Source organism: Hoeflea sp. Naph1, from assembly GCF_046837775.1.
Classification (GTDB): Bacteria; Pseudomonadota; Alphaproteobacteria; order Rhizobiales; family Rhizobiaceae; genus Hoeflea.
In genome coordinates, this window is the sequence record NZ_CP177286.1 from 472,018 (window position 1) to 498,266 (window position 26,249).

The 26,249-nt window shown below is 60.7% G+C and carries 18 protein-coding genes; 8 read left to right on the top strand and 10 right to left on the bottom strand.

What is annotated here, in order from left to right:
- Positions 1 to 14: 14 nt before the first annotated feature.
- Positions 15 to 542, bottom strand: a complete 528-nt coding sequence (locus tag ACK6D9_RS02315) for a peroxidase-related enzyme (RefSeq protein WP_412051709.1) — start codon at positions 540 to 542, stop codon at positions 15 to 17.
- Between the two features lie 147 nt (positions 543 to 689).
- On the opposite strand from ACK6D9_RS02315, the gene ACK6D9_RS02320 reads away from it, so the two are divergent.
- Positions 690 to 5,480 (top strand): NAD-glutamate dehydrogenase, encoded by a 4,791-nt coding sequence (locus ACK6D9_RS02320; protein WP_412050483.1) that lies wholly within the window; start codon positions 690 to 692, stop codon positions 5,478 to 5,480.
- 27 nt (positions 5,481 to 5,507) lie between these two features.
- On the top strand, positions 5,508 to 6,920 hold the full coding sequence (locus ACK6D9_RS02325; protein WP_412050484.1) for an MFS transporter: 1,413 nt from the start codon (positions 5,508 to 5,510) through the stop codon (positions 6,918 to 6,920).
- Between the two features lie 39 nt (positions 6,921 to 6,959).
- Here ACK6D9_RS02325 and purH read toward each other — a convergent pair whose 3' ends face one another.
- From purH to htpX, 4 genes are all read right to left on the bottom strand, one after another.
- The gene (gene purH, locus ACK6D9_RS02330; RefSeq protein ID WP_412050485.1) at positions 6,960 to 8,576 is read right to left on the bottom strand and encodes a bifunctional phosphoribosylaminoimidazolecarboxamide formyltransferase/IMP cyclohydrolase; all 1,617 of its coding nucleotides are present in this window, start codon (positions 8,574 to 8,576) and stop codon (positions 6,960 to 6,962) included.
- Between the two features lie 133 nt (positions 8,577 to 8,709).
- Positions 8,710 to 10,419, bottom strand: a complete 1,710-nt coding sequence (locus ACK6D9_RS02335) for a heparinase II/III family protein (RefSeq protein ID WP_412050486.1) — start codon at positions 10,417 to 10,419, stop codon at positions 8,710 to 8,712.
- Positions 10,420 to 10,620: 201 nt separating this feature from the next.
- Positions 10,621 to 12,006, bottom strand: a complete 1,386-nt coding sequence (locus tag ACK6D9_RS02340) for an RsmB/NOP family class I SAM-dependent RNA methyltransferase (RefSeq protein ID WP_412050487.1) — start codon at positions 12,004 to 12,006, stop codon at positions 10,621 to 10,623.
- Positions 12,003 to 12,944 carry a zinc metalloprotease HtpX gene (gene htpX / locus ACK6D9_RS02345; RefSeq protein ID WP_322991093.1) on the bottom strand — a complete coding sequence of 314 codons (942 nt, stop codon included), beginning with the start codon at positions 12,942 to 12,944 and terminating at the stop codon, positions 12,003 to 12,005. The genes ACK6D9_RS02340 and htpX overlap by 4 nt, the downstream gene beginning before the upstream one ends.
- A 122-nt stretch (positions 12,945 to 13,066) precedes the next feature.
- Between htpX and ACK6D9_RS02350 the strand changes: the two genes are divergently transcribed.
- Both ACK6D9_RS02350 and ACK6D9_RS02355 read left to right on the top strand, forming a co-directional pair.
- Positions 13,067 to 13,291: a DUF1674 domain-containing protein gene (locus ACK6D9_RS02350; protein WP_412050488.1), complete on the top strand. Its 225-nt coding sequence runs from the start codon at positions 13,067 to 13,069 to the stop codon at positions 13,289 to 13,291.
- Positions 13,292 to 13,338: 47 nt separating this feature from the next.
- On the top strand, positions 13,339 to 13,818 hold the full coding sequence (locus tag ACK6D9_RS02355) for a thermonuclease family protein (protein ID WP_412050489.1): 480 nt from the start codon (positions 13,339 to 13,341) through the stop codon (positions 13,816 to 13,818).
- A 287-nt stretch (positions 13,819 to 14,105) separates the two neighbouring features.
- On the opposite strand, the gene acs is transcribed toward ACK6D9_RS02355, so the two are convergent.
- On the bottom strand, positions 14,106 to 16,058 hold the full coding sequence (gene acs / locus ACK6D9_RS02360) for an acetate--CoA ligase (RefSeq protein WP_412050490.1): 1,953 nt from the start codon (positions 16,056 to 16,058) through the stop codon (positions 14,106 to 14,108).
- Between the two features lie 242 nt (positions 16,059 to 16,300).
- Between acs and ACK6D9_RS02365 the strand changes: the two genes are divergently transcribed.
- Entirely contained in the window at positions 16,301 to 16,993 is a 693-nt protein-coding gene (locus ACK6D9_RS02365) for a DUF1013 domain-containing protein (RefSeq protein WP_412050491.1), read from the top strand.
- A gap of 88 nt (positions 16,994 to 17,081) precedes the next feature.
- Here ACK6D9_RS02365 and ACK6D9_RS02370 read toward each other — a convergent pair whose 3' ends face one another.
- The 3 genes from ACK6D9_RS02370 to ACK6D9_RS02380 form a co-directional block, all read right to left on the bottom strand.
- The gene (locus ACK6D9_RS02370; protein WP_412050492.1) at positions 17,082 to 17,867 is read right to left on the bottom strand and encodes an SDR family NAD(P)-dependent oxidoreductase; all 786 of its coding nucleotides are present in this window, start codon (positions 17,865 to 17,867) and stop codon (positions 17,082 to 17,084) included.
- A 158-nt stretch (positions 17,868 to 18,025) separates the two neighbouring features.
- Positions 18,026 to 19,936 (bottom strand): propionyl-CoA synthetase, encoded by a 1,911-nt coding sequence (locus tag ACK6D9_RS02375; RefSeq protein WP_322990576.1) that lies wholly within the window; start codon positions 19,934 to 19,936, stop codon positions 18,026 to 18,028.
- A gap of 204 nt (positions 19,937 to 20,140) precedes the next feature.
- A complete protein-coding gene (locus ACK6D9_RS02380) occupies positions 20,141 to 20,800 on the bottom strand; it encodes a YggS family pyridoxal phosphate-dependent enzyme (RefSeq protein WP_322990575.1) in 660 nt (219 codons plus the stop codon).
- A gap of 251 nt (positions 20,801 to 21,051) precedes the next feature.
- Between ACK6D9_RS02380 and leuS the strand changes: the two genes are divergently transcribed.
- The 3 genes from leuS to holA all read left to right on the top strand — a co-directional run bounded on the left by leuS (position 21,052) and on the right by holA (position 25,327).
- Positions 21,052 to 23,682, top strand: coding sequence for a leucine--tRNA ligase (gene leuS, locus ACK6D9_RS02385; RefSeq protein WP_412050493.1), 2,631 nt, complete (start codon positions 21,052 to 21,054; stop codon positions 23,680 to 23,682).
- Positions 23,669 to 24,175 (top strand): hypothetical protein, encoded by a 507-nt coding sequence (locus ACK6D9_RS02390; protein ID WP_412050494.1) that lies wholly within the window; start codon positions 23,669 to 23,671, stop codon positions 24,173 to 24,175. The genes leuS and ACK6D9_RS02390 overlap by 14 nt, the downstream gene beginning before the upstream one ends.
- A 123-nt stretch (positions 24,176 to 24,298) precedes the next feature.
- Positions 24,299 to 25,327 (top strand): DNA polymerase III subunit delta, encoded by a 1,029-nt coding sequence (holA, locus tag ACK6D9_RS02395; RefSeq protein WP_412050495.1) that lies wholly within the window; start codon positions 24,299 to 24,301, stop codon positions 25,325 to 25,327.
- 16 nt (positions 25,328 to 25,343) lie between these two features.
- Here holA and ACK6D9_RS02400 read toward each other — a convergent pair whose 3' ends face one another.
- Entirely contained in the window at positions 25,344 to 26,234 is an 891-nt protein-coding gene (locus ACK6D9_RS02400; protein ID WP_322989890.1) for a ParB/RepB/Spo0J family partition protein, read from the bottom strand.
- Positions 26,235 to 26,249 lie beyond the last annotated feature (15 nt).

Sequence of the window (26,249 nt, forward strand, 5' to 3'; positions counted from 1 at the left end):
ATCGGCTTTCGGGCTCAGCGCGCCATACCATGATATTCATGATTGGGGCGCATATCAGTGGCCGACGCCATCCGGTTGGTCATGTTGTAGAACGACGCCACTGCGGCAATATCCCAGATGTCCCGATCGCTGAACCCGACATCACGCAGCGCCTGCCGGTCCGCCTCTTCGATCCGGGCCGGATCTTCGCTCATCAGCACTGCAAAATCGATCATCGCCCGTTGCTTGGGCTCAAGATCAGCCACCAGATAGTTCATCACCATCTGTTCGCCCAGCTCAGGCTTTCCCGACAACACCCGCACCGCGGCGCCATGGGCGGTCAAGCAATAATAGCACCGGTTGACCGCCGAGACCGCCACCGCAATCAACTCCCGGTCGAGTTTGCTCAGGCCGGATTCGGCCAGCATCAGGTCATTGTAGAAGGCCGCGAACGCTTCCAGCTTGTTGTTGTTGAAGGCGTAGGCTCTCAGCACATTGGGAACCATTCCGAGCTTTTCCTCGCATTTGGCGAAATAGCTGGTCATGGCATCGCTCAGCGGCATTTCCTGCTTAAGATTCAGCGCGATCACGGCTTCTGGTGCAGATGTCATCACAAATTCTCCAATTATTGTTATCCGGTACGAAATCTGGTCGCATTGCATGCCACTTCTGCTAGGTTTCGGCCAAAGATCAAGTCCTGGAGGCCTGGAATGGGTGTCAAGAATAGCCGCAAGGCAGAACCGCTGCTCGCAGAAGCAGCGACAATCGCAGCCAAGGGCGGCAAGCCGCACGTCAAACCGGAGGACCTGTTCTTCCGCGTCAGTATGGACGATCTCGTGCATTTCCCGCCGCAAAGCCTGGCGCATTCGGCCGTGCTCGCGGAAGCTGAAATCCGTGCCTGGGACGGAAAGACATCTCGGATGAGCCTGATCGACGCCGACCACACCACCAAGGATGGTCAGGCCGTCTCGGTGCTGCTGATCACCACCCGGAACAAACCCTTCCTCTATGATTCGGTCATGGGCGAGGTTACATCGCATGTGCGCGACATCTTCATGGCGCTGCACCCGATCCTGGTGGTCGCCGACAAGGCACCCACCCGGCTATTTTCCCATGACGATGGCAGCGATCCGGCGGATCGGGTCAGTCATATCCAGATCCACATGCCGCGACTTGGCGAGGCCGCGGCCAAGAACCTGACCGACGGCGTCACCCATGTGCTCAATCAGGTCCAGGCGGCAGTCACCGACTGGAAGGCAATGCTGGCGATGCTCGACCACAGCGCCGCCGACCTGGTGGCCCTGGATGTCGACAAGAAGAGCGAACCGGCGCGACAGGAGGCACAGGCCTTCATCACCTGGCTGCGCGACAACAATTTCACCTTCCTGGGAATGCGCGAATATGTCTACACCGGCGAGGGCGACAAGGCGGCATTGAGTCGGGCGTCGACCGAGGGCTTGGGCATTCTCGCCGATCCCGACCTGCGGGTCTTGCGATTCGGCAAGGATCAGGTCACCACCACCCCGGAAATCCTCGATTTCCTGCAGGGACCGGATTTTCTGATCGTCACCAAGGCCAATGTCCGCTCGGTGATCCACCGCCGTGCTTACATGGACTACATCGGCATCAAGCGCTTCGACCACAAGGGCAAGGTGATCGGCGAATTGCGCGTGGTGGGTCTGTTCACGTCGACCGCCTACACCCGATCGGTGACCAAAATTCCGTTGCTGCGCTCCAAGGTCAACGCCGTCATTTCCGAATTCGGCTACGATCCCGAGAGCCATTCCGGCAAATTGCTGCTCAACACGCTGGAATCCTATCCGCGCGACGACCTGTTCCAGATCGACGCCCCGTTGTTGGCCCGTTTCTGCATGCAGATCAACGAACTCGCCGACCGGCCCCGGGTTCGGGTGCTGCCGCGAATCGACCGGTTTGACCGATTTGTCTCGCTCATCGTCTATGTACCGCGCGATCAGTATGATTCGATCGCCCGCGAACGCATCGGCGCCTATTTCAAGACGGTGTACAACGGTCGTGTGTCGGCTTACTATCCGGCCTTCCCCGAAGGCGGCGTGGCCCGTGTGCATTTCATCATCGGACGCTCCGAAGGCAAGACGCCACAAATCCCGCAGGAACAACTCGAACGCGATATCCGCTCGATCGTTACCCGTTGGGAAGACCAGTTCGCCACGCTTGGCGGCGACGGCGCGGCACGCATCAGCGTCAGCCAGTCCTACAAGGAGCGCTTCAGCCCCGAGGAAGCGCTGGCCGATCTCGGCGACATTCTCGCCTGCGCCAAGCCGGGCACCATCCGGATTGCATTCTACCGCAACGATGACACGCCGGATGACCGTCTGGCGCTCAAGATCTTTCATGCCGGCGAACCAGTGGCGCTGTCGCGCCGGGTTCCGCTGCTTGAAAACCTCGGTTTCAAGGTCATCAGCGAGCAGACCCACGACATCTTTATTGACGAGCAGGCCGGTTCGGCCAGCACCGTTGTTGTCCATGACATGGAAATCGCCCACGAGGACAACCGGATCATCGACCTGAAGGCCGATGGCGATCGGCTGCAACAGGCATTCCTGTCGGTCTGGCATGGCGACACCGACAATGACAGCTTCAATCGGCTGGTCACCAACGCTGCCCTGACGGTCCGCGAAGCCATGGTGCTGCGCGCCTATGCCCGCTATCTGCGCCAGGCCGGAATTCCCTATTCACAGGAATACGTGGCCCGATGCCTCAACCGTCATTCCGCGATAGCCTCCAAACTGCACGAATTGTTCCACACACGGTTTGAAATCGGCGTCAATCCGGAAGCCCGCAAGCAACAGCAAGCAATGCTGGTCGAAGCGATCGAAACCGCGCTCACAGAAGTCCCCAGCCTTGACGACGACCGCATCCTCAGACGCTACGTCAACGCCATCCAGGCATCCTTGAGAACCAATTATTTCCAGACCGGGCCCGACGGCGCGCACCGTCCGGCGCTGGCCTTCAAGCTCGATCCGAAGGCGCTTGAGGGTCTGCCTGAGCCACGACCGTTCCGCGAGATATTCGTCTATGGCGCCGAGGTCGAGGGCGTGCATCTACGCTTCGGACCGGTTGCCCGTGGCGGCCTTCGCTGGTCCGACCGGGCGCAGGATTACCGCACCGAAGTGCTGGGCCTGGTCAAGGCACAGCAGGTCAAGAACGCGGTGATCGTGCCGGTTGGCGCCAAGGGCGGCTTCTATCCCAAACGTCTGCCCGTCGAGGGCGGCCGCGACGCCATCTTCGAGGCTGGACGCGAAGCCTACAAGCTGTTCATCCGCACCCTGCTCTCGGTTACCGACAACATCGTCGGGGATGCCATTGTCCCGCCCCAGGACACGGTCCGTCACGATGAAGACGATCCGTATTTCGTGGTTGCCGCCGACAAGGGCACAGCCACGTTCTCCGACACCGCCAACGCGCTCAGCCAGGAACAGGGTTTCTGGCTTGACGATGCTTTCGCCTCGGGCGGCTCCGCCGGCTACGACCACAAGAAGATGGGCATCACCGCACGCGGCGCCTGGGAAGCCGTCAAGCGGCATTTCCGTGAAATGAACATCGACATCCAGACCACGCCGTTCACCGCGGCGGGCGTCGGCGACATGTCTGGCGACGTGTTCGGCAACGGCATGCTGTTGTCCGAAAAGATCCGTCTGGTCGCTGCCTTTGACCACCGCGATATCTTCATCGATCCGGATCCCGATTGCGCCGCCGGCTTTGCCGAACGCAGCCGGTTGTTCGATCTCGGCCGCTCAAGCTGGCAGGATTACGACAAATCGAAATTGTCCAAGGGCGGCATGATCATTCCGCGCACGCTCAAATCGGTCGATCTGACCCCTGAATCGGCCGCCGCGATCGGATTGTCAGGGCTCAAGACGACACCGCAGGAAATCATGTCAGCGATCCTGTCGATGGAAACCGATCTGCTCTGGTTCGGCGGTATCGGAACCTACATCAAGGACGCGCGCGAGAATGACGCCGATGTCGGCGACCGCGCCAATGATCCGATCCGGGTGACGGCGCGGCAGGTGCGCGCCAAGGTGATCGGCGAAGGCGCCAATCTCGGCGTCACCCAGAAGGGCCGCATTGCCTATGCACTCAATGGCGGCCGCTGCAACTCCGATGCCATCGACAATTCCGCCGGCGTCAACTCGTCCGACGTCGAGGTCAATATCAAGATCGCCTTGGCCAACGCCATGCGCGAAGAGCGATTGACCCGGCCCAAGCGCAACACCTTGTTGGCAACGATGACCGACGAAGTCGCCGGACTGGTCCTGCGCAACAATTACCTGCAGTCGCTTGCCATCTCGCTGACCCAGGCCCAGGGCGTCTCCGGCGTTGGAGAACTCAACCGGGTAATGACCAGCCTCGAAGGCCGCGGCCTGCTCAACCGCAAGGTAGAGGATCTTCCTGACGACGCGCTCGTCACCGAGCGGGTGACAGCAGGGCTGGCGCTGACCCGCCCCGAGATAGGCGTGCTGCTGTCCTATGCCAAGCTGGTGCTGTTTGACGAAATCGTCGCCAGTTCGCTGCCCGATGAGCCCTATTTCAGCAATACGCTGGAATCCTATTTCCCCAAGCGCATGCTGAAGGATCACGCGGGCGACATCGCCACTCACCGGTTGCGCCGGGAAATCATTTCGACCCTGCTCGGCAATGATGCGATCAACCGTGGCGGGCCAGCCTTCGTCATCGGCCTGGGCGACAAATCGGGCGCCACAGCTGCCGATATCGTCAAGGCCTTTGTACTGGCCCGCGACGGGCTGTCGCTCGACCAGCTCTATGCCAAGATCGACGCGCTCGACACCAAGGTGCCAGGCACTGTTCAAAACCAGCTCTACGCCCATGTCGGTGATGCGCTGCGGACCGTCACCAGCTGGGCGCTGAAGACCGGCGCGGCCCAGGGCGATCTTGGCGCCGCCGTCAAATCAATGCGCGACGGCGTTGCCAGCCTGGGCGGCAAGCTTGCTGCGGCGATGCCGCAATCCATGGAGGAGGAGGCAGCAGCAGTAAGCGCCGAACTGATCGCACAGGCGGTGCCCGAGGCGCTGGCCGGCGAAATAGCAGCCCTTGGCGGCATGACGCTGGCACCCGACATCTGCAATGTCGCTGCGCTCTCCAACACCGACCTGGGCCGGGCGACGGGCACCTTCTTTGCCGTCACGGAAGCGTTCCGACTTGGCAGGATCGTCGCTGCGGTCGATCGCATTCCGGTATCCGACCATTTTGAAGGTTTGGCATTGGCCCGCAGCCTGGATGAGATATCCGAGGCCCGGCGGATCATTTCAGGCATCGCGCTCGACGCCAATCCGCAAGCTTCCGATCCGGCCGGCGAATGGCTTGAGGCCAACAGCGGCCGCATCTCCCATGTCCGCAACCAGATCCTGTCTCTGACCGACAGCGGCGAATTGTCGGTCGCCAAGCTCACCGTGGCTGCCGGCATGATGAGCGATCTTGCCCGTTCCCTTCGCGCGTGACGAAGTCTTCGCCAACAGGGGACCCGCATGGCGCATGAGTTGTCAGCGGGTCCCGGCCAGGGTGGCGGCGTACCGCGCAAGGGCGTGTATGGCTGGATGATGTTTGACTGGGCGGCACAGCCGTTCTTCACGGTCGTCACCACCTTCATCTTCGGACCCTATTTCATCAGCCGCATGGCCAGCGATCCCGCCACAGGCCAGGCTGCCTGGGGCTATGGTATTGCGCTCGGTGGGGCACTGATTGCCATTCTGTCGCCGATCCTCGGCTCGATTGCCGACCAGACCGGACCGCGCAAACCCTGGATCGGATTTTTTGCCGTCATCAAGATCGCCGCGCTCTGCGGGCTCTGGTTTGCGGCGCCCGGCTCCAATCTCGTCGCCGTGGTAGCCCTGTTCACGCTCGCCTCGGTGGCCGCAGAATTTTCCATCGTGTTCAATGATTCGATGCTGCTCCGGCTGGTTCCCAAGGCCGATATTGGCCGGATCTCCAATCTGGCCTGGGGACTTGGCTATCTCGGCGGTATGATCGTGCTGGTCTTCATCATCGCCTTTCTCGCCGCCTCGCCGGAAACTGGCAAGACCCTGATCGGCATCAGCCCGCTGTTCGGGCTCGACCCGCTGCAGGGCGAGGACGCACGCGCATCCGCGCCGATATCGGCGTTGTGGTACGCTATCTTCATTCTGCCGATGTTTCTCTACACGCCCGATGCCGGTGGCCGCAGGGCGATGGGCGACGCAGTTCGCGATGGGCTCAAAGAACTTAAATCCACCATCGGTGAAGTGCGCCAGCGTGCCGGCATTTTCCGGTTTCTGATCGCCCGCATGATCTATCAGGACGGCGTCAATGCGCTGCTGGCGTTGGGGGGCGGCTTCGCCGCGGCAATGTTCGGCTGGTCGATCACCGAAATCGGCATTTATGGCATCATGCTCAATGTGGTGGCGATTTTTTCCTGCCTCTATGCCAGCCGGCTCGACACCAGGCTCGGCTCCAAAGTAGTGGTGCTGATCACCATATTCCTGCTGCTGACGGCCACCACCGGCATCGTCTCCACCGGGCCGGGATTCACCTTCTTCGGTGCGCTGCAGCTCGGCGCAGTCGATTCAGGTGGCCTGTTCGGCACCGCCTCGGAAAAGGCCTATATCGCCTTCGGTCTGCTTATCGGCATTGCCTTTGGACCGGTCCAGGCTTCCTCGCGGGCCTATATGGCGCGCAGCGTTACCGAGGAGGAAGCAGGGCGCTATTTCGGCATCTATGCGCTGGCCGGGCGCGCCACCAGCTTTCTGGCTCCCTTCACGGTGGCCACAGTCACCGCCCTTTCGGGATCGCCGCGGCTTGGCATGGCCACCATCATCATCTTCTTTGCCGCAGGCTTCGCGGTGTTGTGGTCCACTCCCTATCCGGCGGATCAGCCCGGCGGCAAACCCGCCAACGTGGCGTGAACAGGCCGGACACTACGGTCCGGCCGCAAGAACTGCAGCTTAGTGCCGGAAATGGCGCATGCCGGTAAACACCATCGCCACGCCGGCTTCATCGGCGGCGTCGATGACGTCCTGATCGCGCATCGACCCGCCCGGCTGGATCACCGCGGTAGCGCCAGCCTCGATGGCTGATAGCAGCCCGTCGGCAAACGGGAAGAACGCGTCGGATGCGACCACGCTGCCCTTGGTTCGCGGTACCTCGAGCCCCAGCACCTCGGCCGCATCCACCGCCTTGCGGGCGGCGATACGGGCGGAATCCACCCGGCTCATCTGTCCGGCGCCGATGCCCACCGTAGCGCCGTTGAGCGCGTAGACAATGGCGTTGGACTTGACGTGCTTGGCAACCTGGAAGGCAAACGCCATGTCGGCGAGTTCGCGCGCATCGGGTGCACGCCGGGTCACCACCTTGAAATCCTCTGGCGCGACATGGCCGTTGTCGCGACCCTGCACCAGCAATCCGCCGGAAACCGATTTGACCATCATGCCGGGTTTTTTCGGATCGGCCATGGCACCGGTGATCATCAACCGCAGATTCTTCTTGGCCGACAGGATCTGCCGGGCTTCCTCGCTGGCATCGGGCGCAATGATGACCTCGGTAAACAGCTTGACGATCTCGGAAGCGGTCTGTGCGTCAAGTGGCCGGTTGAAGGCGACGATGCCGCCAAAGGCCGACGTCTGGTCACATTCCAGCGCCCGCCGGTAGGCGTCGCCAAGATTGTCCCCAACCGCCACGCCGCAGGGATTGGCATGCTTGATGATGGCGCAGGCAGCCGAAGTGGCCGCATCGAATTCGCTGACCAGCTCAAATGCCGCATCGGTGTCGTTGATGTTGTTGTAGGACAGCTGCTTGCCCTGCAGCAGGGTAGCACTGGCAACACCGGGACGCGGATCGCCGGTCGTATAAAACGCTGCCTGCTGGTGCGGATTTTCGCCATAACGCATGACATCATGCAATTTCCCGCCAAACGCCCGGTGGCGCGGCGCCTCAAGGGCCAGGTCCTGTGCAAACCAGCCCGACACCGCTGCGTCATAAGCGGCCGTCCGGGCAAACGCCAGCGCGGCAAGTTCCTGACGCAACGCCAGCTGCAGGCTACCGTTCTGTTCGGCAAGCGTCGCGAGCACCCGCTCGTAATCGTCGGGATCGGTGAGGGTTGTCACATAGGCATGGTTCTTGGCAGCCGCTCGGATCATCGCCGGGCCGCCGATGTCGATGTTTTCAACAATCGTCGCCTTGTCGGCGCCGCCCGCCACGGTCTGCTCGAACGGATAGAGATTGATCGCCACCAGGTCGATGTCGACGATCCCATGCTCCTGCATCGCTGCCTGATGCTCAACGTCGTCGCGAATGGCAAGCAGGCCGCCATGCACACCCGGATGCAGGGTCTTGACGCGACCGTCCATGACTTCCGGAAACCCGGTCAATTCGGAAACGTCGCGCACCTTCAACCCGGCCTTTTCCAGCGCGCTACGGGTTCCGCCGGTCGAAACCAGCTCCACCCCGGCATCGGCCAACCCGCGGGCAAAATCGACCAGGCCACGCTTGTCGGAGACCGACAGCAATGCCCTGCGGATCCGCACCAGTTCCGGAGCGGGGTGGTTTTTGGAGACGACGGCCATGGATAATCCTCACGAAAGATTGCCGGCGAGCCCACCGGCGCGGCCTGCGTTAGCACAGGTGGCGATGTGACAAAACATCCAATCGGCGTTTCACCGGACAGATTGGCCGCATTTCACGTGGTTTTGGGCCGGTTCAGACGCCCGTGCGTGGCAGCGCGGTGCGCACCAGCTTCCAGTCGATATGGGGCGTCTTGCCAACAACGAAGCTGATGCTGATCTGCTTGCTGGTACGGGCGCCGGCAAGGTCGGCAAAATACACGTCTTCTTCGATTTGCGGCGCCAGATCATGGGCCACAAAGGCCCAGTTCTCGCCATCCCCGGCGGTCAGATGGATCACACCATCCTCTCCCTGAGTGGCAGTAATTGACGGATGGATGTGGAACCGGGCGACCGCAGTGGTGCCGTCTTCCGGTCGTGGCGGATTACCGCCGGGCCTGAGAAACTGGTCGCGGCCCTCCACCTCATGGCCGGAGGACAACAGCCGCAGCGTGCGGCGATGCAAAAGCTTGAGACTGCCCGAATAACCATCATGTGTGGCACTGAAGCCGAGATGGTGGCCATCTTCGTCAAGCGACTCCACCTGAACATGCCGCACCCCGCCGGTGACGATCGAGCCGAGAAACGGCGATTGCGAAATCCGCAGCGACGAGGTGTCATTTAACGTCACCGTGCTGTGGGCCGCGGTCAGCCGCGCAAATTCACCGTGCATCTCGTGCGAAAATACCGGCGCGCCGGCATTGACGATGAAGCGGTTGGCGCCCGACGACAACTCGAACGACAGGCATCCCGCATGGGCGGCGGTCGACATCGGTCCCTTTGGCGGCGGCCCGGTGTCGGCGATCAGCACCACGTCGCCAATTGCCAATCTTTGATAATGCGAATGCAGCATTTCACGGAACGCCGTTCCCGAGGTCTCGTCATAGCGCAACACGCCCAGAAGCCGGTCGGCCGACACCGCCGAGGCGCCATTGAACAGGGCCAGTTCGCCATTGGCGTGCCTGAAGAACCGCAAGCCCGAAAACATCCGGTCCATGCCGGCAATCATGTTACGCGGTGGCTTCTGGCCGAGATTGACATAGGTCTGCCTCAGCGGCAGCAGATCGGTCAGCAGATCAATCAACACCAACGGGTTGCGCGAGGCATGGCCACCATCGGGCAGAATCTGTCGGCTGAACTCGTCGTCAAGGCAACGCGCCGCCGCGCGCACCGCGCCGGGGCTTGCCGGCAGACAGAGGCTCGCCATCGCCAATGCGATTCGCGCCTTGAACCTTGTCGCATTGCACGGCATCGCACTGCTGACATGGCGCAGGTACCGGCTTTGCAGCGCGATACTTTTGAGAAAACGTCGGTAGAATGCGTGATCGGCGCCCCTGAGCACGATCGGCGAGTGGGAAAACCAGGCTATCAGCCGGGTGGCGATAACACCGGGCTCGTGCGACAGCCCGCCAAGATTGCGGCCTTCCACCGTAATCCAGTCATCGACCAGCGCCCGCGCATTGGCAAAGGCCAGATCGTGATCGGCCGCCCGCATGTGTCTCAGCCAGCCAAATCCATGCAGGCTGCGCGCGAAAGTATCGTTGGGCAAGTCCATCTGAAACGGGCTCGCGCCTTCGGTATCGACCATCCTGCCACTGAGTGCGAATCGTCCGGAATAGATCTCCGCAGCAAGATGCGAATCGGCAATGCGCAGATCAATTGGCGCCACCACCAGCCGGTCCGGCGTTACCCCGGCAAACCGCATGGCATTGATCCGCCCCAAGGCGGTCCGGCGCACAAAGCGTCGCCAAATCTCCACCCCGTACAGATATGCCGGGCGCCGCGAATCGATCAATGAAAATGCCAAGCAAAAGTTTCCTGAAACCGGTCCCGGTTTTCTTTCGGTCAAGATTTATACCATAGTAAACAAATTGTTCAAACGCTCATGATCCTGCACGAAGCATTCACGCTTCCACCGCAAAACCACGAATTACTTGTGCCAGATCGATCCTGCAGGTGTAACGGAATATACCCGTCGTATCATCACTGTCTTGGCCCTGCGGTCACTTCAGGACCGTGTCAGGACCACGGCATAAAACCCGTCAAGTCCGGCAAGCCGTAAATCATCATGCGCCAGCATGGCCGGATGGGTTCTGATTTCGCCGGCAGCGGTGACGGCCGATTCCAGTCCCGGCCAGCGCGAGGCGTCCACCGGCTTGATCCGCCAGGCCGGATGATCGGCAAGAAACCCTGCCACCATTTCTTCCCCTTCCATCGGATCAAGCGAGCAGTTGGAAAACACCAGCTCGCCGCCGGGCCGGACCAGGCCGGCAGCGTGATCGAGCAGGTCGCGCTGTACCCGTGCCAGCCGGACAATGTCGTCATGGCTCTTGGTATAGGGAATGTCGGGATGGCGGCGCACCGTTCCGGTCGACGAACACGGGGCATCCAGCAGCACGCCGTCAAAGCCTTCGGGCGCGATCAGGTCCTGCGCCCGGCTCAACTGCGTGGCAACATCGAGCCCCAGCCGTGTCAGGTTGCCGCGCAGCCGCTCGAGCCGGTTGGCTGACTGGTCACAGGCCGTCACCCGCGCACCGGCAAGCGCTAATTGTGCGGTCTTGCCGCCGGGAGCCGCGCACAAATCGACGATCTCGAGCCCTTCGAGCCGCGAAAACATTTGCGCCGGCAAGCTCGCTGCCGTGTCCTGCACCCACCAAGCTCCCTCGTCATAGCCGGGCAACCCAGAAACCGGCCCCTCCGGCCGGGCAATCCGCACCGACCCGGTCGACAGCACCACGCCGCCCAACCGTTCGGCCCAGCCCTGCGCATCACTCTTGACGGTAAGGTCGATCGCCGGCGGTTCCGACAGGATCGACAGAATCGCCGCGGCATCAGCTGGATATGACGCGTGAATCCGGCTTTCGAACCACGAGGGGAACGCGGCGATCTCCGCCATCAAAACCGGTAGCCGGCTTTCTTTCTCGCGCCCCATCCGCCGTAACAAGGCATTGACCAGGCCGGCAAAGCGCCGGTTTCGTGGATCCGCGTTGGCCTGCGTGACTGCCAGATCGACGGCGGCACGATCCGGGACGTCGAGGAACAGAATCTGCGCGGCGCCAACGCGCAGCACCTGACGAAGCGCCTTGGCGCCGTCAGGCAGCGGATTGTCGACCATCTGGTCGATATAGGCGTCGATCAGCTGCAGATGTCTCAACGCCGAGAGCAGGATTGCCCTGACCAGTAGCCGATCCTGATCGCCAAGTCCGGTAAAGGCGGGATTGCCGCCAACCGGATCGAGCAGCCCGTCAAGCGAGGCCTGGCTCTCTGTAACAGCCGCCAGCAGCCGTGCCGCCGCCACCCGTGCAGCAAGACCAGGCTTGAGCGGGTCCGCGGGCGAACCGGAATGCCTGGAGCCGCCCCGCGCGCGCGACCGCCCGCTTTCTGCCCCGGTCAAGACCACGGCCCCTTGCGGCCAGAGCCATCGCGGCCCCAGGGCCCCGGTTGCGCAGGCCTGGCCCGGCGAGGTTCGGGGCGCGGGTCGTTGACGGCAGTAAATTCAGACGCCATTGCCTGCAACGCCGCAATTCGGTTTTCCGTGGCCGGGTGGGTTGAAAATAGACTGTCCATGCGCCTGCCATTCAGTGGATTGATGATAAACATATGTGCTGTGGCCGGGTTCCGTTCGGCCTCCTCGTTGACTATGCGGCCCGCGCCTGCGGCGATCTTCTTGAGCGCCGAGGCCAGCCATAATGGATGGCCGCAGATTTCCGCGCCGCGCCGATCAGCGGCATATTCGCGGGTGCGGCTGATGGTCATCTGCACTATCATCGCCGCCAGCGGCGCGACCAGCATTGCCACCAGGACGCCAATGAAGCCGAGCGGATTGTTGTTGCGGTTTCCGCCAAAGAAGAACGCGAAATTGCCGAGCATCGAGATGGCCCCGGCAAGGGTCGCGGTAATCGTCATGGTCAGCGTATCACGGTGCTCGATATGCGCCAGCTCATGCGCCATCACCGCGGCGATTTCTTCCTCGCTCAAACTCTCCAGTAGCCCGGTGGAAGCAGCGACAGCCGCATTTTGCGGGTTACGACCGGTGGCAAAGGCATTGGGTTGGGCATTGCGGATCACATAGACTCGTGGCATCGGCAGGCCGGCATTTGCGGCCAGGTCGGCTACCATCTGGTAGTATTCCGGCGCGCTGCGGGCATCGACCTCCACCGCGTTGTGCATCTTGAGCACCATCTTGTCGGAATTCCAGTAGGAAAACAGGTTCATCCCGGCTGCAACCACAAAGGCGATCATCATCCCGCCAGTGCCACCGATCAGGTAGCCGACGCCCATGAACAGCGCCGTCATCAGCGCCAGAAGCATGGCTGTACGAACAAGATTCATGTGCATCTCCTCACGGTGAAAATGGTCTCGGCAACAAATCCACGATTGGATTTTGCCGCTTGTGACGTTAAAGATGGTTAGATTCAAGCTATTGTTCAATGCCAATGCCCTCCAGGTGACCGATGTCCATCCCAGAAGACCAGACCCAAGCCAGCGCGCAACAGCCCGTACAGCCTGCAAAGCGCGCACTCAGCCCCGCCGCTCGACGTGCCCTCGCCGAAGCCGAAGCGCGGCGTCAAGCGGCCGCTGTCGCCGGCGAGCCTGAGCGGGAGATCGGCGGTCGTGGCGGCAACGACCCGGCGCGCTATGGTGACTGGGAGATCAAGGGCCGGGCCATCGACTTTTAGGTTCCCTATCCTTGCCCTGTACCTGACAAAGGAATATATTCCTTTGTATGTCTCTTCGAATTCCATCGCAAACTGCTGCTTTCATCCTGGCCTTGTTTGCGGCCTGCCCTACTGTCCCTGCCTTCTCGGCTGAATCCCAGTGGAAATCCGTTCCCGGACCTGTGCCCGCTCGCATCGTCAGGATCATTGACGGCGACACCTTGGTCGTCGACGCCCATCCCTGGCCGGGACAGGCGGTACGGGTGTCGGTGCGTCTGCGTGGCATCGACACGCCCGAACGACGCTCCCGCTGCAAATCCGAACGCCTGGCTGCAGACAGGGCCCGTGTCGAGCTTGAACGGCTTGTCGAGGGGATTGAGACCCTCGAACTGATCAACGTCTCGGGTGGAAAATACTATGGCCGGGTGCTGGCCGATATCAAGGCCGGCCCGCGCGACATCGCCAGCGCCATGCTCGACAGCGGCTTGGCCAGGCCTTATCAGGGCGGCAAGCGACAGCGGGTGAAATGCACCGATCCTCAAACGTGAAGGCGTGAAGGTCATGACTTTCGACAATGCAAAAAGGCCACCCTTGCGGGTGGCCTTCGTGAATTCCAGCGCCGGTTGGACGCCTGCCCGGACCTGTCAAAAGGCCGGGACTTGTCGGTAACACCGGAACTTCAGAGGCTGCTCCGAAGACCGGTGATCCGGATCGACCGAACCGGCTTTTGGGAATCACTCGACATCAGATCACCTCCTCTCGTTCGTTAAACACACCCCAATGTGTATCGGGTCTGCGCCGAAAGCAAGACTGATGATCGAAAAGCCGACGAACCTCAGCTTTTCTTGTTCTGCCGGTTCTCGATCAGTTCATCGACTACGCTCGGATCGGCAAGCGTCGAGGTATCACCCAGCGCGCCGAAATCATCCTCGGCGATCTTGCGCAGGATTCGCCGCATGATCTTGCCGGACCGGGTTTTCGGCAATCCCGGCGAGAACTGGATCTTGTCGGGCGAGGCAATCGGTCCGATCTCGTGACGGACATGGTTGACCAGCGCCTTGCGCAGATCATCATCACCCTCCTGACCCTGCATCAGGGTGATGTAGCAGTAGATGCCTTGACCCTTCAGATCATGCGGGTAGCCGACAACCGCGGCCTCCGAGACCGAATCATGCGACACCAGCGCGCTTTCGACTTCCGCCGTGCCCATCCGGTGGCCCGAGACGTTGATCACGTCATCGACCCGGCCGGTGATCCAGTAGTAGCCATCCTCGTCACGGCGGCATCCGTCGCCGGTGAAGTATTTGCCCTTGTAGGTGGAGAAATAGGTCTGGATGAAGCGCTCATGGTCGCCATAGACCGTGCGCATCTGCCCCGGCCAGGAATCAATCATGCACAGATTGCCCGAGGCTGTGCCTGCAAGCACATCGCCATCATTGTCGACCAGTTGCGGCGCAACACCGAAGAACGGCCGCGTTGCCGAGCCCGGCTTCAACGTGGTGACGCCCGGCAGCGGCGAAATCATGATACCGCCGGTTTCGGTCTGCCACCAGGTATCGACAACGGGACAGCGATTGTCGCCAACCACATCATAATACCATTCCCAGGCTTCCGGGTTGATCGGCTCGCCCACCGACCCGAGGGTACGCAGCGACGCGCGCGAGGTCTTCTTCACATGGTCGTCGCCCGCGCCCATCAGCGCCCGGATCGCCGTCGGTGCGGTGTAGAAGATGTTGACCTGGTGCTTGTCGATCACATCCCAGAACCGGCTCGGCGTCGGGTAGTTCGGCACGCCCTCAAACATCAGCGTGGTCGCGCCATTGGCGAGCGGCCCATAGACGATATAGGAGTGGCCGGTGACCCAGCCGACATCGGCGGTGCACCAGTAGATGTCACCGTCGTGATAATCGAACACATATTCATGTGTCATCGACGTAAACACCAGATAACCGCCAGTGGTGTGCAACACGCCCTTGGGCTTGCCGGTCGATCCCGACGTGTAGAGGATGAACAGCGGATCCTCGGCATTCATCTCGGCCGGCGGGCAATCGGGCTCCGCCTTGGCCACGGCTTCGTGATACCAGATGTCGCGCTCGTCAAACCATTCGATCTTGCCTGCCGTGCGCTGCACCACCAGCACCTTCTTGACCACCACGTCGTCGCGTTCGGCGATCTTGATGGCAAGGTCGGTGTTGTGCTTGAGCGGGATCTTCTTGCCCCCGCGCAGTCCTTCGTCGGCGGTAATCACAAAGGTTGATTCGCAGTCGCTGATCCGGCCGGCCAGCGCGTCGGGCGAAAATCCACCAAACACGATCGAGTGAACCGCGCCAATACGGGTGCAGGCCAGCATCGCGTAGGCAGCTTCGGGAATCATCGGCATGTAGATCGTGACCCGGTCACCTTTCTTCACGCCATTGGATTTCATCACATTGGCGAGACGGCAAACATGATCGTAGAGCTCGCGATAGGTGATCTTCTTGTCATCATAGGGATTGTCGCCTTCCCAGATGATTGCCACCTGGTCGCCGCGCTTCTCAAGGTGGCGATCGATGCAGTTGTACGACACATTGGTGAGGCCATCCTCGAACCATTTTATGTCCACATTGCCTTCAAAACTGGTGTTCTTGACCTTTGTATAGGGCTTGAACCAGTCGATTCGCTTGCCGTGCTCGCCCCAGAATGCCTCCGGATCATTGATGCTCTGCTCGTACCATTTCTCGTAGGTTTCATTATCGATCAACGCCCGCGATTTGGCATCATTCAGGACTTTATAGGTTTTCTGGGACATCTGGACCTCCTCACAGGCGAACGCACTTAAAGCGCCATACTAAGCGCATGGCGCTGCTCTTGGCGACCATTAATAGCATCACAAATAGATGCTGCAATTAGACCTTGGGTCGGTTTTGCGAAAGCGAACGGCGAGAATTGCAATTGAGAGGCCTTGCGGTTATAAGGACGCCGATTTCCCGGAAATAGTGGTTTCACCCACGGCCCGCGGCCCCGGCGCGGACGGACAGGAGGATTGTATTCATGGCACAGCAGCTACTAATGCCAAAGGCGACCGCCGTCTGGCTTGTCGACAACACGGCGTTGAGCTTCGATCAGATCGCCCAGTTCTGCAAACTCCACCCGTTGGAGGTCAAGGCGATCGCCGATGGCGAAGCCTCGCAGGGCATCAAGGGACTTGACCCCGTCGCCACCGGGCAGCTTTCACGCGAAGAGATCAGCCTTGCTGAAGCCAATCCGGAGCACAAGCTGAAATTGTCCGAACCCAAGGTTCGGGTGCCCGAGACCAAACGCAAGGCCCCGCGCTACACGCCGGTGTCCAAGCGTCAGGATCGGCCCAACGCAATCCTCTGGCTGGTGCGCAACCACCCCGAACTCAAGGATGCCCAGATCTCGCGTCTGGTCGGCACTACCAAGTCGACCATCGAGCAGATCCGCGGCCGCACCCATTGGAACGCTGCCAACCTGGCGCCGATGGATCCGGTGACCCTGGGACTTTGCACCCAGATCGATCTTGACCTCGAGGTTGAACGCGCCGCCAAGAACCGTGGCGCCACTCCGGAAGATCAGCAGGGCAGCGTCCTGGTATCGGCCCGTGAGACCGAGGCCGCCCAACCGCTTGATGACAATGGCGAGAAGGAAATCGACGCGGATGCGGTGTTTGCCAAGCTCTCGTCGATGAAGCGCACCGAACCCGAAGAAGAAGACCAGAATTAGGGCCGGATCAATGCACTGATCCTTGCGAAAAATTCCCGGGCACTGCCCGGGATTTTACTTTTCAGCCCGATAATATGCCCGTCGGGTGCTATTCCTTGACCGGCACCGTGTAATTGAGCGGCATCCGGCCGCCATCGGCATAGATCGTCTGCCCGGTAATGTAGCTCGCATCGCCTGAAAGCAGAAACGCCGTCACCGCGGCAATCTCCGCAGGTTCGCCAATCCGGCCCAGCGGCGTCCGCGACAGGATCTGGCTGCGCACTTCCGGTTTGTCGGCCACCGTCGCCAGCAGGTCGGTCATGATCGAGCCCGGTCCGACGGCGTTGACCCGGATACCGTGCGGCGCCAGCGACAAGGCCATTACCTTGGTCAATTGGCTCAACCCGCCCTTCGACACCGAATAGGGAACCTGATCGGCAATCGCGAATGTATCGTTGATCGACGACATGTTGACGATCGAACCAGGCTCCTCGCCCTTGCTGATCTGATCAACCATGTGCCGCGCAACGGCCTGTCCGCACAGAAACGCGCTCTTCAAATTGACATTGAGAACCCGGTCGAAATCGGCGACCTCGAGATCGAGAAAGTCCGCCTTGTGCACAATGCCGGCATTGTTGACCAGCGCGTTGACCGATCCAAAGGCGTCGATCGTCTTGGCCAGGAGATTGTGAACATCAAGCCGTTCGGACACATCGGTGGCGGTAAACTGCACCTCTCCGATATTGGCGGCTGCTTTAACGACCGCTGCACCGGCGGCCTCGTCGATATCGGCAATCATCACCCGCGCGCCATCCGCTGCAAGCCGCTGCACAATCGCAAGCCCAATTCCCTTGGCGCCGCCGGTTACAATCGCGGTTCGTCCATCCAGCCTCATCGTCGATTCCTTCCATCGGCCTCTGCACCTCGGTGCACAGGCGCCAACACCGCCATACCCTGTTCAACCCACACGCGCGCGCGCCCGACAACCAAACGCGGGTGTCGGGACGCTGCTCCTGTGGGGCGGCGGGACAGTGGCCCGACCGGCAGGCTAGGTCAATCGCCGATCTTGGCGATCCCGCGCTTTGTCAGCACCTCGGAAATTTCCTCGAGAACGCCTGCATCATCGATCGTCGCCGGCATTTTCCAGCTCTCACCATCGGCGATTTTCTGCATGGTGGCCCGGAGGATTTTGCCGGACCGGGTCTTGGGCAGACGCTTGACCACCATCACCATCTTGAATGCCGCCACCGGGCCGATCTTGTCGCGCACCAGCTTGACCACTTCACGCTCAATCTCGTCATCGCTGCGGTCAACACCGGAATTGATGACAATGAAGCCCGCCGGAATCTGTCCCTTCATCGCATCGGCAATGCCGATGACGGCGCATTCGGCAACATCGGGATGGCCGGATACGGCTTCCTCCATACCGCCGGTCGACAGCCGGTGGCCGGCCACATTGATGATGTCATCGGTCCTGGCCATGATGAACAGATAGCCGTCATCATCAACAAATCCGGCATCGGCGGTTTTGTAATAACCGGGAAATTCAGCGAGATAGGCGTCGTTGAACCGCTCGTCAGCCCGCCACAGCGTCGGCAGGCAGCCTGGTGGCAAGGGCAGCTTGACGACAATATTGCCGAGCGTACCCGATGCCACCGGGTGTCCCTCATCGTCGAGCACCCGGACATCATAGCCTGGCATCGCCACGGCCGGCGAGCCGTACTTGACCGGCAACAGCCCCAGACCCATCGGATTGCCGGCGATGGTCCAGCCGGTTTCAGTTTGCCACCAGTGGTCAATCACCGGCACCTTGAGCACCCGTTCGGCCCATTGAATCGTGTCAGGATCGGCGCGTTCACCCGCCAGGAACAGTGCCCGGAAACCCGACAGGTCGTAGTTGCCTATCAGGCTGCCCTGCGGATCTTCCTTGCGGATCGCCCGGAACGCCGTTGGAGCGGTAAACAGCACTGCGACGTCATGTTCGGCGATCACACGCCAGAAGGTTCCGGCATCGGGAGTGCCCACCGGCTTGCCTTCAAACAGGATGGTGGTGTTGCCGTGCAGTAGCGGCGCGTAAACGATATAGGAGTGGCCGACCACCCAGCCGATATCAGAGGCCGCCCAGAACACTTCGCCCGGTTTCACGCCGTAAATGGCATGCATCGACCAGTACAGCGCGGCCATATGGCCGCCATTGTCGCGGACCACGCCCTTGGGCTGTCCGGTGGTACCGGACGTGTAAAGGATATACAGCGGATCGGTTGCCGCCACCGGGGTGCAGCTGATCTTGCGGCCGACATTGGCCTGCATCAGTTCCGCATAATCGAAGTCCCGGCCTTCGATCAACTCGCAGCGGTGCTCGTCGCGCTGGAAAATGATGGTTGCCTCAGGCTTGTGGGCTGATTGCTCAATCGCCGCGTCAAGCAACGGCTTGTAGGCGACAATCCGTCCCGGCTCGAGCCCGCATGAGGCCGAGATCACAAGCTTTGCCTCGCAGTCTTCAATGCGGGTGGCAAGTTCCGAAGCAGCAAAGCCGCCAAATACCACCGAGTGAATCGCCCCGAGGCGCGCGCAGGCCAGCATCGCTACCAGCGCTTCGGGAATCATCGGCATGTAGATGATCACCCGGTCACCCTTGCCAACGCCCTTGTCTGAAAGTGCACCCGAAAACGCCTCGACATCGGCAAGCATCGCCGAATAGCTGATGGTACGCTTGGCGCCGGTAATCGCGCTGTCATAGATGATCGCCGCCTGCTCGCCGCGCCCCGCCGCCACATGGCGGTCCAGACAGTTGTGGCAGGTGTTGGTCACCCCGTCGGGATACCAGCCGCCATAGGGGCCCATATCCGGATCAAAGGCGGTCTCAGGCGGGGTATACCAGTCGATTGCCGCGGCCTGATCCATCCAGAATGCCAGCGGATCCTTGCGCCAGCTCCCATAAACCTCACCATAACTGCTTGTCATCACACCATCCTCCCACAGACTGGTCTGTCTCGATTGCCGCCACCCTAGGCGGGCTAGACCATGCCGGAAACTAGACATTGGACTAGGAAATCACATCAAATCGATTAGCGTTGTTCACTTTTTCTATATGCCCCGGCCGGGGCGCTCCATCCATTCCATCAAAGAGTCAATGCAGGTTCGCATTACAACAGCGCGTAGCGCCCATTACCGCGAGCCAAAGATCGCCGATCCCACCCGTACTTCTGTCGCTCCAAAGGCTATCGCGGTTTCAAAATCATCAGACATGCCCATCGACAGCCGCGCGATTCCGGCTTGGTCGGCAATCTTGCCAAGCAGTGCAAAATGCGGCCCCGGGTTTTCATCGACCGGCGGAATGCACATCAAGCCGCTGATCTGCAGGCCCAACTCGTTCCGGCAGAGATCGATGAAGGTCGTGGCCGAATCCGGCTCAATACCTGCCTTCTGCGGCTCTGACCCGGTATTGACCTGGACATAAAGCTCCGGGCTTCGGCCCTGCTTGTTGATTTCGCGGGCAATTTCGCGGGCAATCTTCTCCCGGTCAACAGTCTGGATCACGTCAAACAGCGCCACCGCCTCGGCAGTCTTGTTGGATTGCAGCGGACCGATCAGGTGCAGTTCAAGATCGGTCATATCTTGCCTGAGTTGCGGCCATTTCGACTGCGCCTCCTGGACCCTGTTTTCGCCAAACACCCGCTGACCCGCCTCGATCACCGGCATGATCTCTGCAGCAGATTTGGTCTTGGAGACCGCCACCAGCCGCACCGAGCCGCTGGCCCGGCCTGCTTCGGCTTCCGCAGCGGCGATTGCTGCCCGCACTCGTTGAAGGTTTTCCTGCGCGTTCAAACTGTGCTCCTCATGTCGGTCATGTCCTTCTCAGGTGTTAGCCCAGCCTGCCGCACTTGCCAATGTGGCGATCAAAAATCGCGTTTTACGTCCTTGCCGATCCGGCTCAAACGATCCTGACCCATCAACTTTGCGCCCGAGCGCCGTCAATGCCGGTTCAATGGTGCCACAATACCCCCTCAGTGGTTGACGCTTGCCGGGTTTCATGGTGAAGGTCGCGACCAAAATGGACAGGGTTTTGGTGATCCAACATGGCAATTGAACGGTACAATCCCAAACAGGCGGAAACCCGCTGGCAACGAGCCTGGGAACAGGCGCGGATTTTCGAGACGGACAACGACAGTCCCGATCCGAAATACTATGTGCTGGAGATGTTTCCCTATCCCTCCGGGCGGATCCATATGGGCCATGTCCGCAATTACGCCATGGGCGACGTGGTGGCACGCTACAAGCGTGCCCGCGGCTTCAATGTTCTGCACCCGATGGGCTGGGACGCCTTCGGCATGCCTGCCGAAAACGCCGCCATCCAGAACAAGGTGCATCCGCGCGAATGGACCTACGCCAATATCGACGCGATGCGCCGCCAGCTCAAATCCATGGGCCTGTCGCTCGACTGGAGCCGCGAATTCGCCACCTGCGACGTCGAATACTACAAGCAACAGCAGGCGCTGTTTCTCGATTTCCTTGCCGCCGGCCTGATCTACCGCCGCAATTCCAAGGTCAACTGGGACCCGGTCGACATGACCGTGCTCGCCAATGAACAGGTGATCGACGGCCGCGGCTGGCGCTCCGGAGCGCTGGTTGAACAGCGAGAACTGACGCAATGGTTTTTCCGCATTACCGATTTTGCCGAGGATCTGCTGCAATCGCTCGATGAACTCGATCAATGGCCTGAAAAGGTCCGGCTGATGCAGAAAAACTGGATCGGCAAATCCGAAGGCCTGTCGCTGCGCTGGGAGATCACCGATCCTGCCGCTGCTGGCGGGGCTACCGATATCGAAGTTTACACCACCCGCCCCGACACGGTGTATGGCGCCTCGTTCCTGGCAATTGCAGCCGATCATCCGCTCGCCCGGGAGCTTGCCGCCAAGGACCCGAAGATTGCAGCCTTCTGTGACCAGTGCCGCCACGCCGGTACCTCGCTGGCAGCACTTGAAACCGCCGAAAAGGTGGGAATGCAGACGCCTTTGCGGGTGATCCATCCGCTCGATCCGGAATGGACAGTTCCGGTTTACATCGCCAATTTCGTGCTGATGGATTATGGGACCGGCGCCATTTTCGGCTGCCCCTCAGGCGACCAGCGAGACCTCGATTTCGCACGCAAGTACAATTTGCCGGTCACCCCGGTGGTGATGCCTGCGGGCGAAGATGCCGCCAATTTCGTGATTACCGACGAAGCCTATGTCGGCGACGGCGTAATGATCAATTCACGCGATCTTGATGGGCTCACACCGGCAGCAGCCTTCGAGAAGGTCACTAAACTGCTCGAAAACCGGCTACTCGGTGGCAAACCTCAGGCTGCCCGTAAGACCAACTACAGGTTGCGCGATTGGGGACTTTCCCGTCAGCGCTACTGGGGCGCGCCTATCCCGGTGATCCATTGCGATGAGTGCGGCGTGGTTCCGGTACCGGTCGCGGATCTGCCGGTTGAATTGCCGGAGGATGTAACCCTCGACACGCCAGGCAACCCGCTCGATCATCATCCGACCTGGCGTCATGTCGCCTGCCCGAAATGCGGCAAGGATGCGCGGCGGGAAACCGACACGATGGACACATTTGTCGATTCATCCTGGTATTTTGCCCGCTTTACCGCCCCACGGCACCAAACCCCGACTGACCCGGCTGTGGCCAGCGCCTGGTTGCCGGTCGATCAGTACATTGGCGGTATCGAGCACGCCATCCTGCACCTGCTCTATTCCCGCTTCTTTACCCGCGCTATGCGCAAGACCGGCCATATAGATCTCAAGGAGCCGTTCCGCGGTCTGTTTACGCAAGGCATGGTGGTTCACGAGACCTACCGGGCCGAAAGTGGCGGCAAGGGCGAATGGGTGGCGCCTGCGGACGTGCTGATTGAGGAGCAGGACGGCAAGCGCAGTGCCCGCCACGCCCAAACCGGAGCATCGCTTGCAATCGGCTCGATCGAGAAAATGTCGAAGTCGAAAAAGAATGTGGTCGATCCCGATGATATAATTGACGGATTTGGCGCTGATACCGCGCGTTTCTTCATGCTCTCCGATTCGCCGCCTGACCGCGACGTCATCTGGACGGAATCCGGAGTCGAGGGCGCCCATCGCTTTGTCCAGCGGATCTGGCGCCTGATTGGCGAGGCTGCGCCGGAACTCAAGGGTGTTGAAGCCGCGACCGGAACTACGGGCAGGGCGCTTGAGATTTCACGCGCAGCCCACAAGACCGTTAAGGCGGTTGGCGAAGACCTAGAGAAGCTCGCTTTCAACAAGGCAGTGGCGCGGCTCTATGAACTCGTCAACAGCCTCGCCGCGCCGCTTTCCGACATTGCCGCGGCAAAGGCCGATCCGGCGCTCAAATCCGCCTGCAAACAGGCTGTAGATCAACTGATCGTCCTGATCGCGCCGATGATGCCGCATTTGGCGGAAGAATGCTGGACCCTGATTGGCAATGACGGCATGGTAGCCACCACGCTCTGGCCGGTCTATGATCCATCGCTGGTGACTGACGATCAGGTCACGCTTCCGGTTCAGATCAATGGCAAGAAGCGTGGGGATTTGACAATTGGCCGCGATGCCGATCAAGCTGCGGTCGAGCAGGCGGTTCTGGCGCTTGATTTCGTCCACGCCGCAACTGGCGGCAATCCGCCGCGAAAACTCATTATCGTACCCCAGAGGATCGTCAATGTTGTCATCTGAAAGTTTCGGGTCGAGCCGTACCTCAAGGCTCGTGGCACTGACCTTGGGATTGGCGCTTCTGGCTGGTTGTCAGGCGCGGCCACTTTATGGCACGACCAACAACGGGCAGGATCAGTCCGTGGCGGTAGCGCCGGCAACGAATCGGGTCGAGCGCATCGTCCGCAACGAGCTCGTGCTCGGATTTGGCGGCGAAAAGACGGCGGCCAGATACGATCTTGATCTTAACGTTAGAGCATCAACCAGCGGCCTTCTGCCAGGCGGTATCGATAACGAATTTTCCGCAGCGCGGACGACCGTAACCGCCACCTATGCACTCAAGGATGCGGAAACCGGCGAAATCATCAAGTCAGGGTCGCGGTTTGCCGATGCCCAACTCGATCTTCCCTCCCAGAGCTTTGCGCAAACCCGCGCCAGGCAGGAATCTGAAGATCGGGCGGCACATTCGGCTGCAGCCCTTGTCCGCGCCGATATCGCTGCTGCGCTCGCACAGTAGAATATGGCGTTTTCGGCAAATTCGTCGAGGCGAAACCATACAATATTTCAACGTGGTACAGCAATTTTTGCGGGTTTGAGTGAGCATCTGGCGCTGTAGCCCCCAACCGTTACCAGGCGACGCATGGCCCAGATCAAATCTCATGAATTTGCAGGCTTCATCCGACGTCAGGGCACACCCTACCGGATCATCCTGGTCTACGGCCCGGACCGCGGCCTGGTCTCCGAGCGCGCCGCCGAGGTGGCGGCAAAGACTGGCGTTGATCTCAAGGATGATTTCGCGGTTCTCAGGCTCGAGGCCTCGGATCTGTCCGGTGATCCAGGTCGTCTCGCCGATGAATTCGGCGCCATCAGCCTGTTCGGCGGTGACCGGCTGGTGTGGATTAAGAACGCCGGCAACGACCGCGGCCTGATCGAGGCTCTTGCGGCTGTGGCGGATACCGATCCGGGCTCATCACATCTGCTGATTGAGGCCGGTGATCTCAAAAAGGGCGGCGGCTTGCGCAAAGCAGTCGAAAACGCCAAGACCGCGCTGGCTATCCCCTGCTACGCTGACGACGCCCGCGGGGTTCAGGCACTAATCGATGAAGAGCTCGGCACAGCCGGGCTGACCATCCAGGGTGATGCCCGACAACGGTTAACCCAGCTTCTGGGTGGCGACCGACTGGCAAGCCGGGCCGAACTGCGCAAATTGGCGCTCTACTGTCATGGCGCAGCCACGGTGACCGACGAGGACATCATCGAGGCCATCGGCGATGTCGCCGCATTGTCGGTCGATGATGCGATTGACGCGGTTTTTGCCGGCGATCCTGTCCGGCTGGAGGCCGCGCTGTCGCGTATCCTTGCGTCCAAGACATCGGTCTATCTGGTCCTGCGCGGCTGCATAGCCCAGTTTGAACAACTCGATGCCATGCGCGCCATGGTAGAAAATCAGTCGCGCCAGCCCGCCCAGGTGCTGGCCGAGCGAGGCCGCGGAATCCATTTCAAGCGCAAGCCGGTGGTCGAGCGCGCGCTGAGGCATTGGCGGCTGGCCGCCATCAATGCAGAAATGCGGCGGCTGTCCGACGCCGTGCTTGCTACCCGACAGCGCCCACAGCTGGAAGCGTCGATCGCCCGGCAAGCGCTTCTCCGCACTTGTCTGCTCAGCCGATAACTATAAACTATTGGTTCTAATGGTTTGTTTTACCAAGTAGCCGACACAGCTCGTCGAGTTGCTCAAGCGTCTTGTACTCGACGCGAAGCTGTCCGCCCTGACCCTTGTGGGCGAGCTGGACCTTCAGACCCAGCACATCCGACAGGCTTTTTTCGAGCGCCAACGTATCGGGATCTTTCGCATCCGCCGGTTTTGGTTCCGTTCCCTCGGGCCGGTTTGCCTGCTCGGCATCCTTCTGTGCCAACCGTTCCGCATCGCGAACCGACAGGCCGCCATCGATGATACGCTTGGCCAGCGCCACCGGGTCAGAGGTCGAGACAATGGCTCGCGCATGCCCAGCCGACAATGCGCCCTCAGCCAGCATCGTGCGCACCTGTTCGGGCAATTTCAGCAGCCTGAGCGAATTGGCAACATGGCTGCGGCTTTTGCCGATCACCTCACCGAGATCGTTCTGGGTATAATCATACTGGGCAATCAGTTGTTCATAGCCCTGAGCTTCCTCAAGGGCGTTGAGATCGGCCCGTTGCACATTCTCGACAATGGCGATTTCCAGCGCGGTGCGATCATCAACATCGCGCACAATGACCGGGATTTCCACGAGACCAGCCATCTGCGAGGCCCGCCAGCGGCGTTCCCCGGCGATGATTTCATAGCGATCACCGTCGGCATTGCGCACCACCACCGGCTGAACCACGCCATGTTGCCGGATCGAGCGCGACAGATCCTCGAGATCGGACGCATTGAAGTTGCGGCGCGGATTACGCGGATTGCGGATCACGTGTTCTATCGGCACCAGACGGTCCGCCGAAACCGAGGGCTTGGATTGCTGCGTCGCCGGCTGGTCGATTTCGCCGATCAGTGCCGCGAGACCTCTTCCGAGCCGCTTTCTGGATACATCTTCTGACATGCTCAAATCCATTCC

What these genes read in the sequence shown, in the direction of transcription:
- ACK6D9_RS02315 (WP_412051709.1), bottom strand. Translation starts at nt 542, where the DNA reads ATGCCGCTGAGCGATGCCATGACCAGCTATTTCGCCAAATGCGAGGAA.
- ACK6D9_RS02320 (WP_412050483.1), top strand. Translation starts at nt 690, where the DNA reads ATGGGTGTCAAGAATAGCCGCAAGGCAGAACCGCTGCTCGCAGAAGCA.
- ACK6D9_RS02325 (WP_412050484.1), top strand. Translation starts at nt 5,508, where the DNA reads ATGGCGCATGAGTTGTCAGCGGGTCCCGGCCAGGGTGGCGGCGTACCG.
- purH (WP_412050485.1), bottom strand. Translation starts at nt 8,576, where the DNA reads ATGGCCGTCGTCTCCAAAAACCACCCCGCTCCGGAACTGGTGCGGATC.
- htpX (WP_322991093.1), bottom strand. Translation starts at nt 12,944, where the DNA reads ATGAATCTTGTTCGTACAGCCATGCTTCTGGCGCTGATGACGGCGCTG.
- ACK6D9_RS02350 (WP_412050488.1), top strand. Translation starts at nt 13,067, where the DNA reads ATGTCCATCCCAGAAGACCAGACCCAAGCCAGCGCGCAACAGCCCGTA.
- ACK6D9_RS02355 (WP_412050489.1), top strand. Translation starts at nt 13,339, where the DNA reads ATGTCTCTTCGAATTCCATCGCAAACTGCTGCTTTCATCCTGGCCTTG.
- acs (WP_412050490.1), bottom strand. Translation starts at nt 16,058, where the DNA reads ATGTCCCAGAAAACCTATAAAGTCCTGAATGATGCCAAATCGCGGGCG.
- ACK6D9_RS02365 (WP_412050491.1), top strand. Translation starts at nt 16,301, where the DNA reads ATGGCACAGCAGCTACTAATGCCAAAGGCGACCGCCGTCTGGCTTGTC.
- ACK6D9_RS02370 (WP_412050492.1), bottom strand. Translation starts at nt 17,867, where the DNA reads ATGAGGCTGGATGGACGAACCGCGATTGTAACCGGCGGCGCCAAGGGA.
- ACK6D9_RS02375 (WP_322990576.1), bottom strand. Translation starts at nt 19,936, where the DNA reads ATGACAAGCAGTTATGGTGAGGTTTATGGGAGCTGGCGCAAGGATCCG.
- leuS (WP_412050493.1), top strand. Translation starts at nt 21,052, where the DNA reads ATGGCAATTGAACGGTACAATCCCAAACAGGCGGAAACCCGCTGGCAA.
- ACK6D9_RS02390 (WP_412050494.1), top strand. Translation starts at nt 23,669, where the DNA reads ATGTTGTCATCTGAAAGTTTCGGGTCGAGCCGTACCTCAAGGCTCGTG.
- holA (WP_412050495.1), top strand. Translation starts at nt 24,299, where the DNA reads ATGGCCCAGATCAAATCTCATGAATTTGCAGGCTTCATCCGACGTCAG.
- ACK6D9_RS02400 (WP_322989890.1), bottom strand. Translation starts at nt 26,234, where the DNA reads ATGTCAGAAGATGTATCCAGAAAGCGGCTCGGAAGAGGTCTCGCGGCA.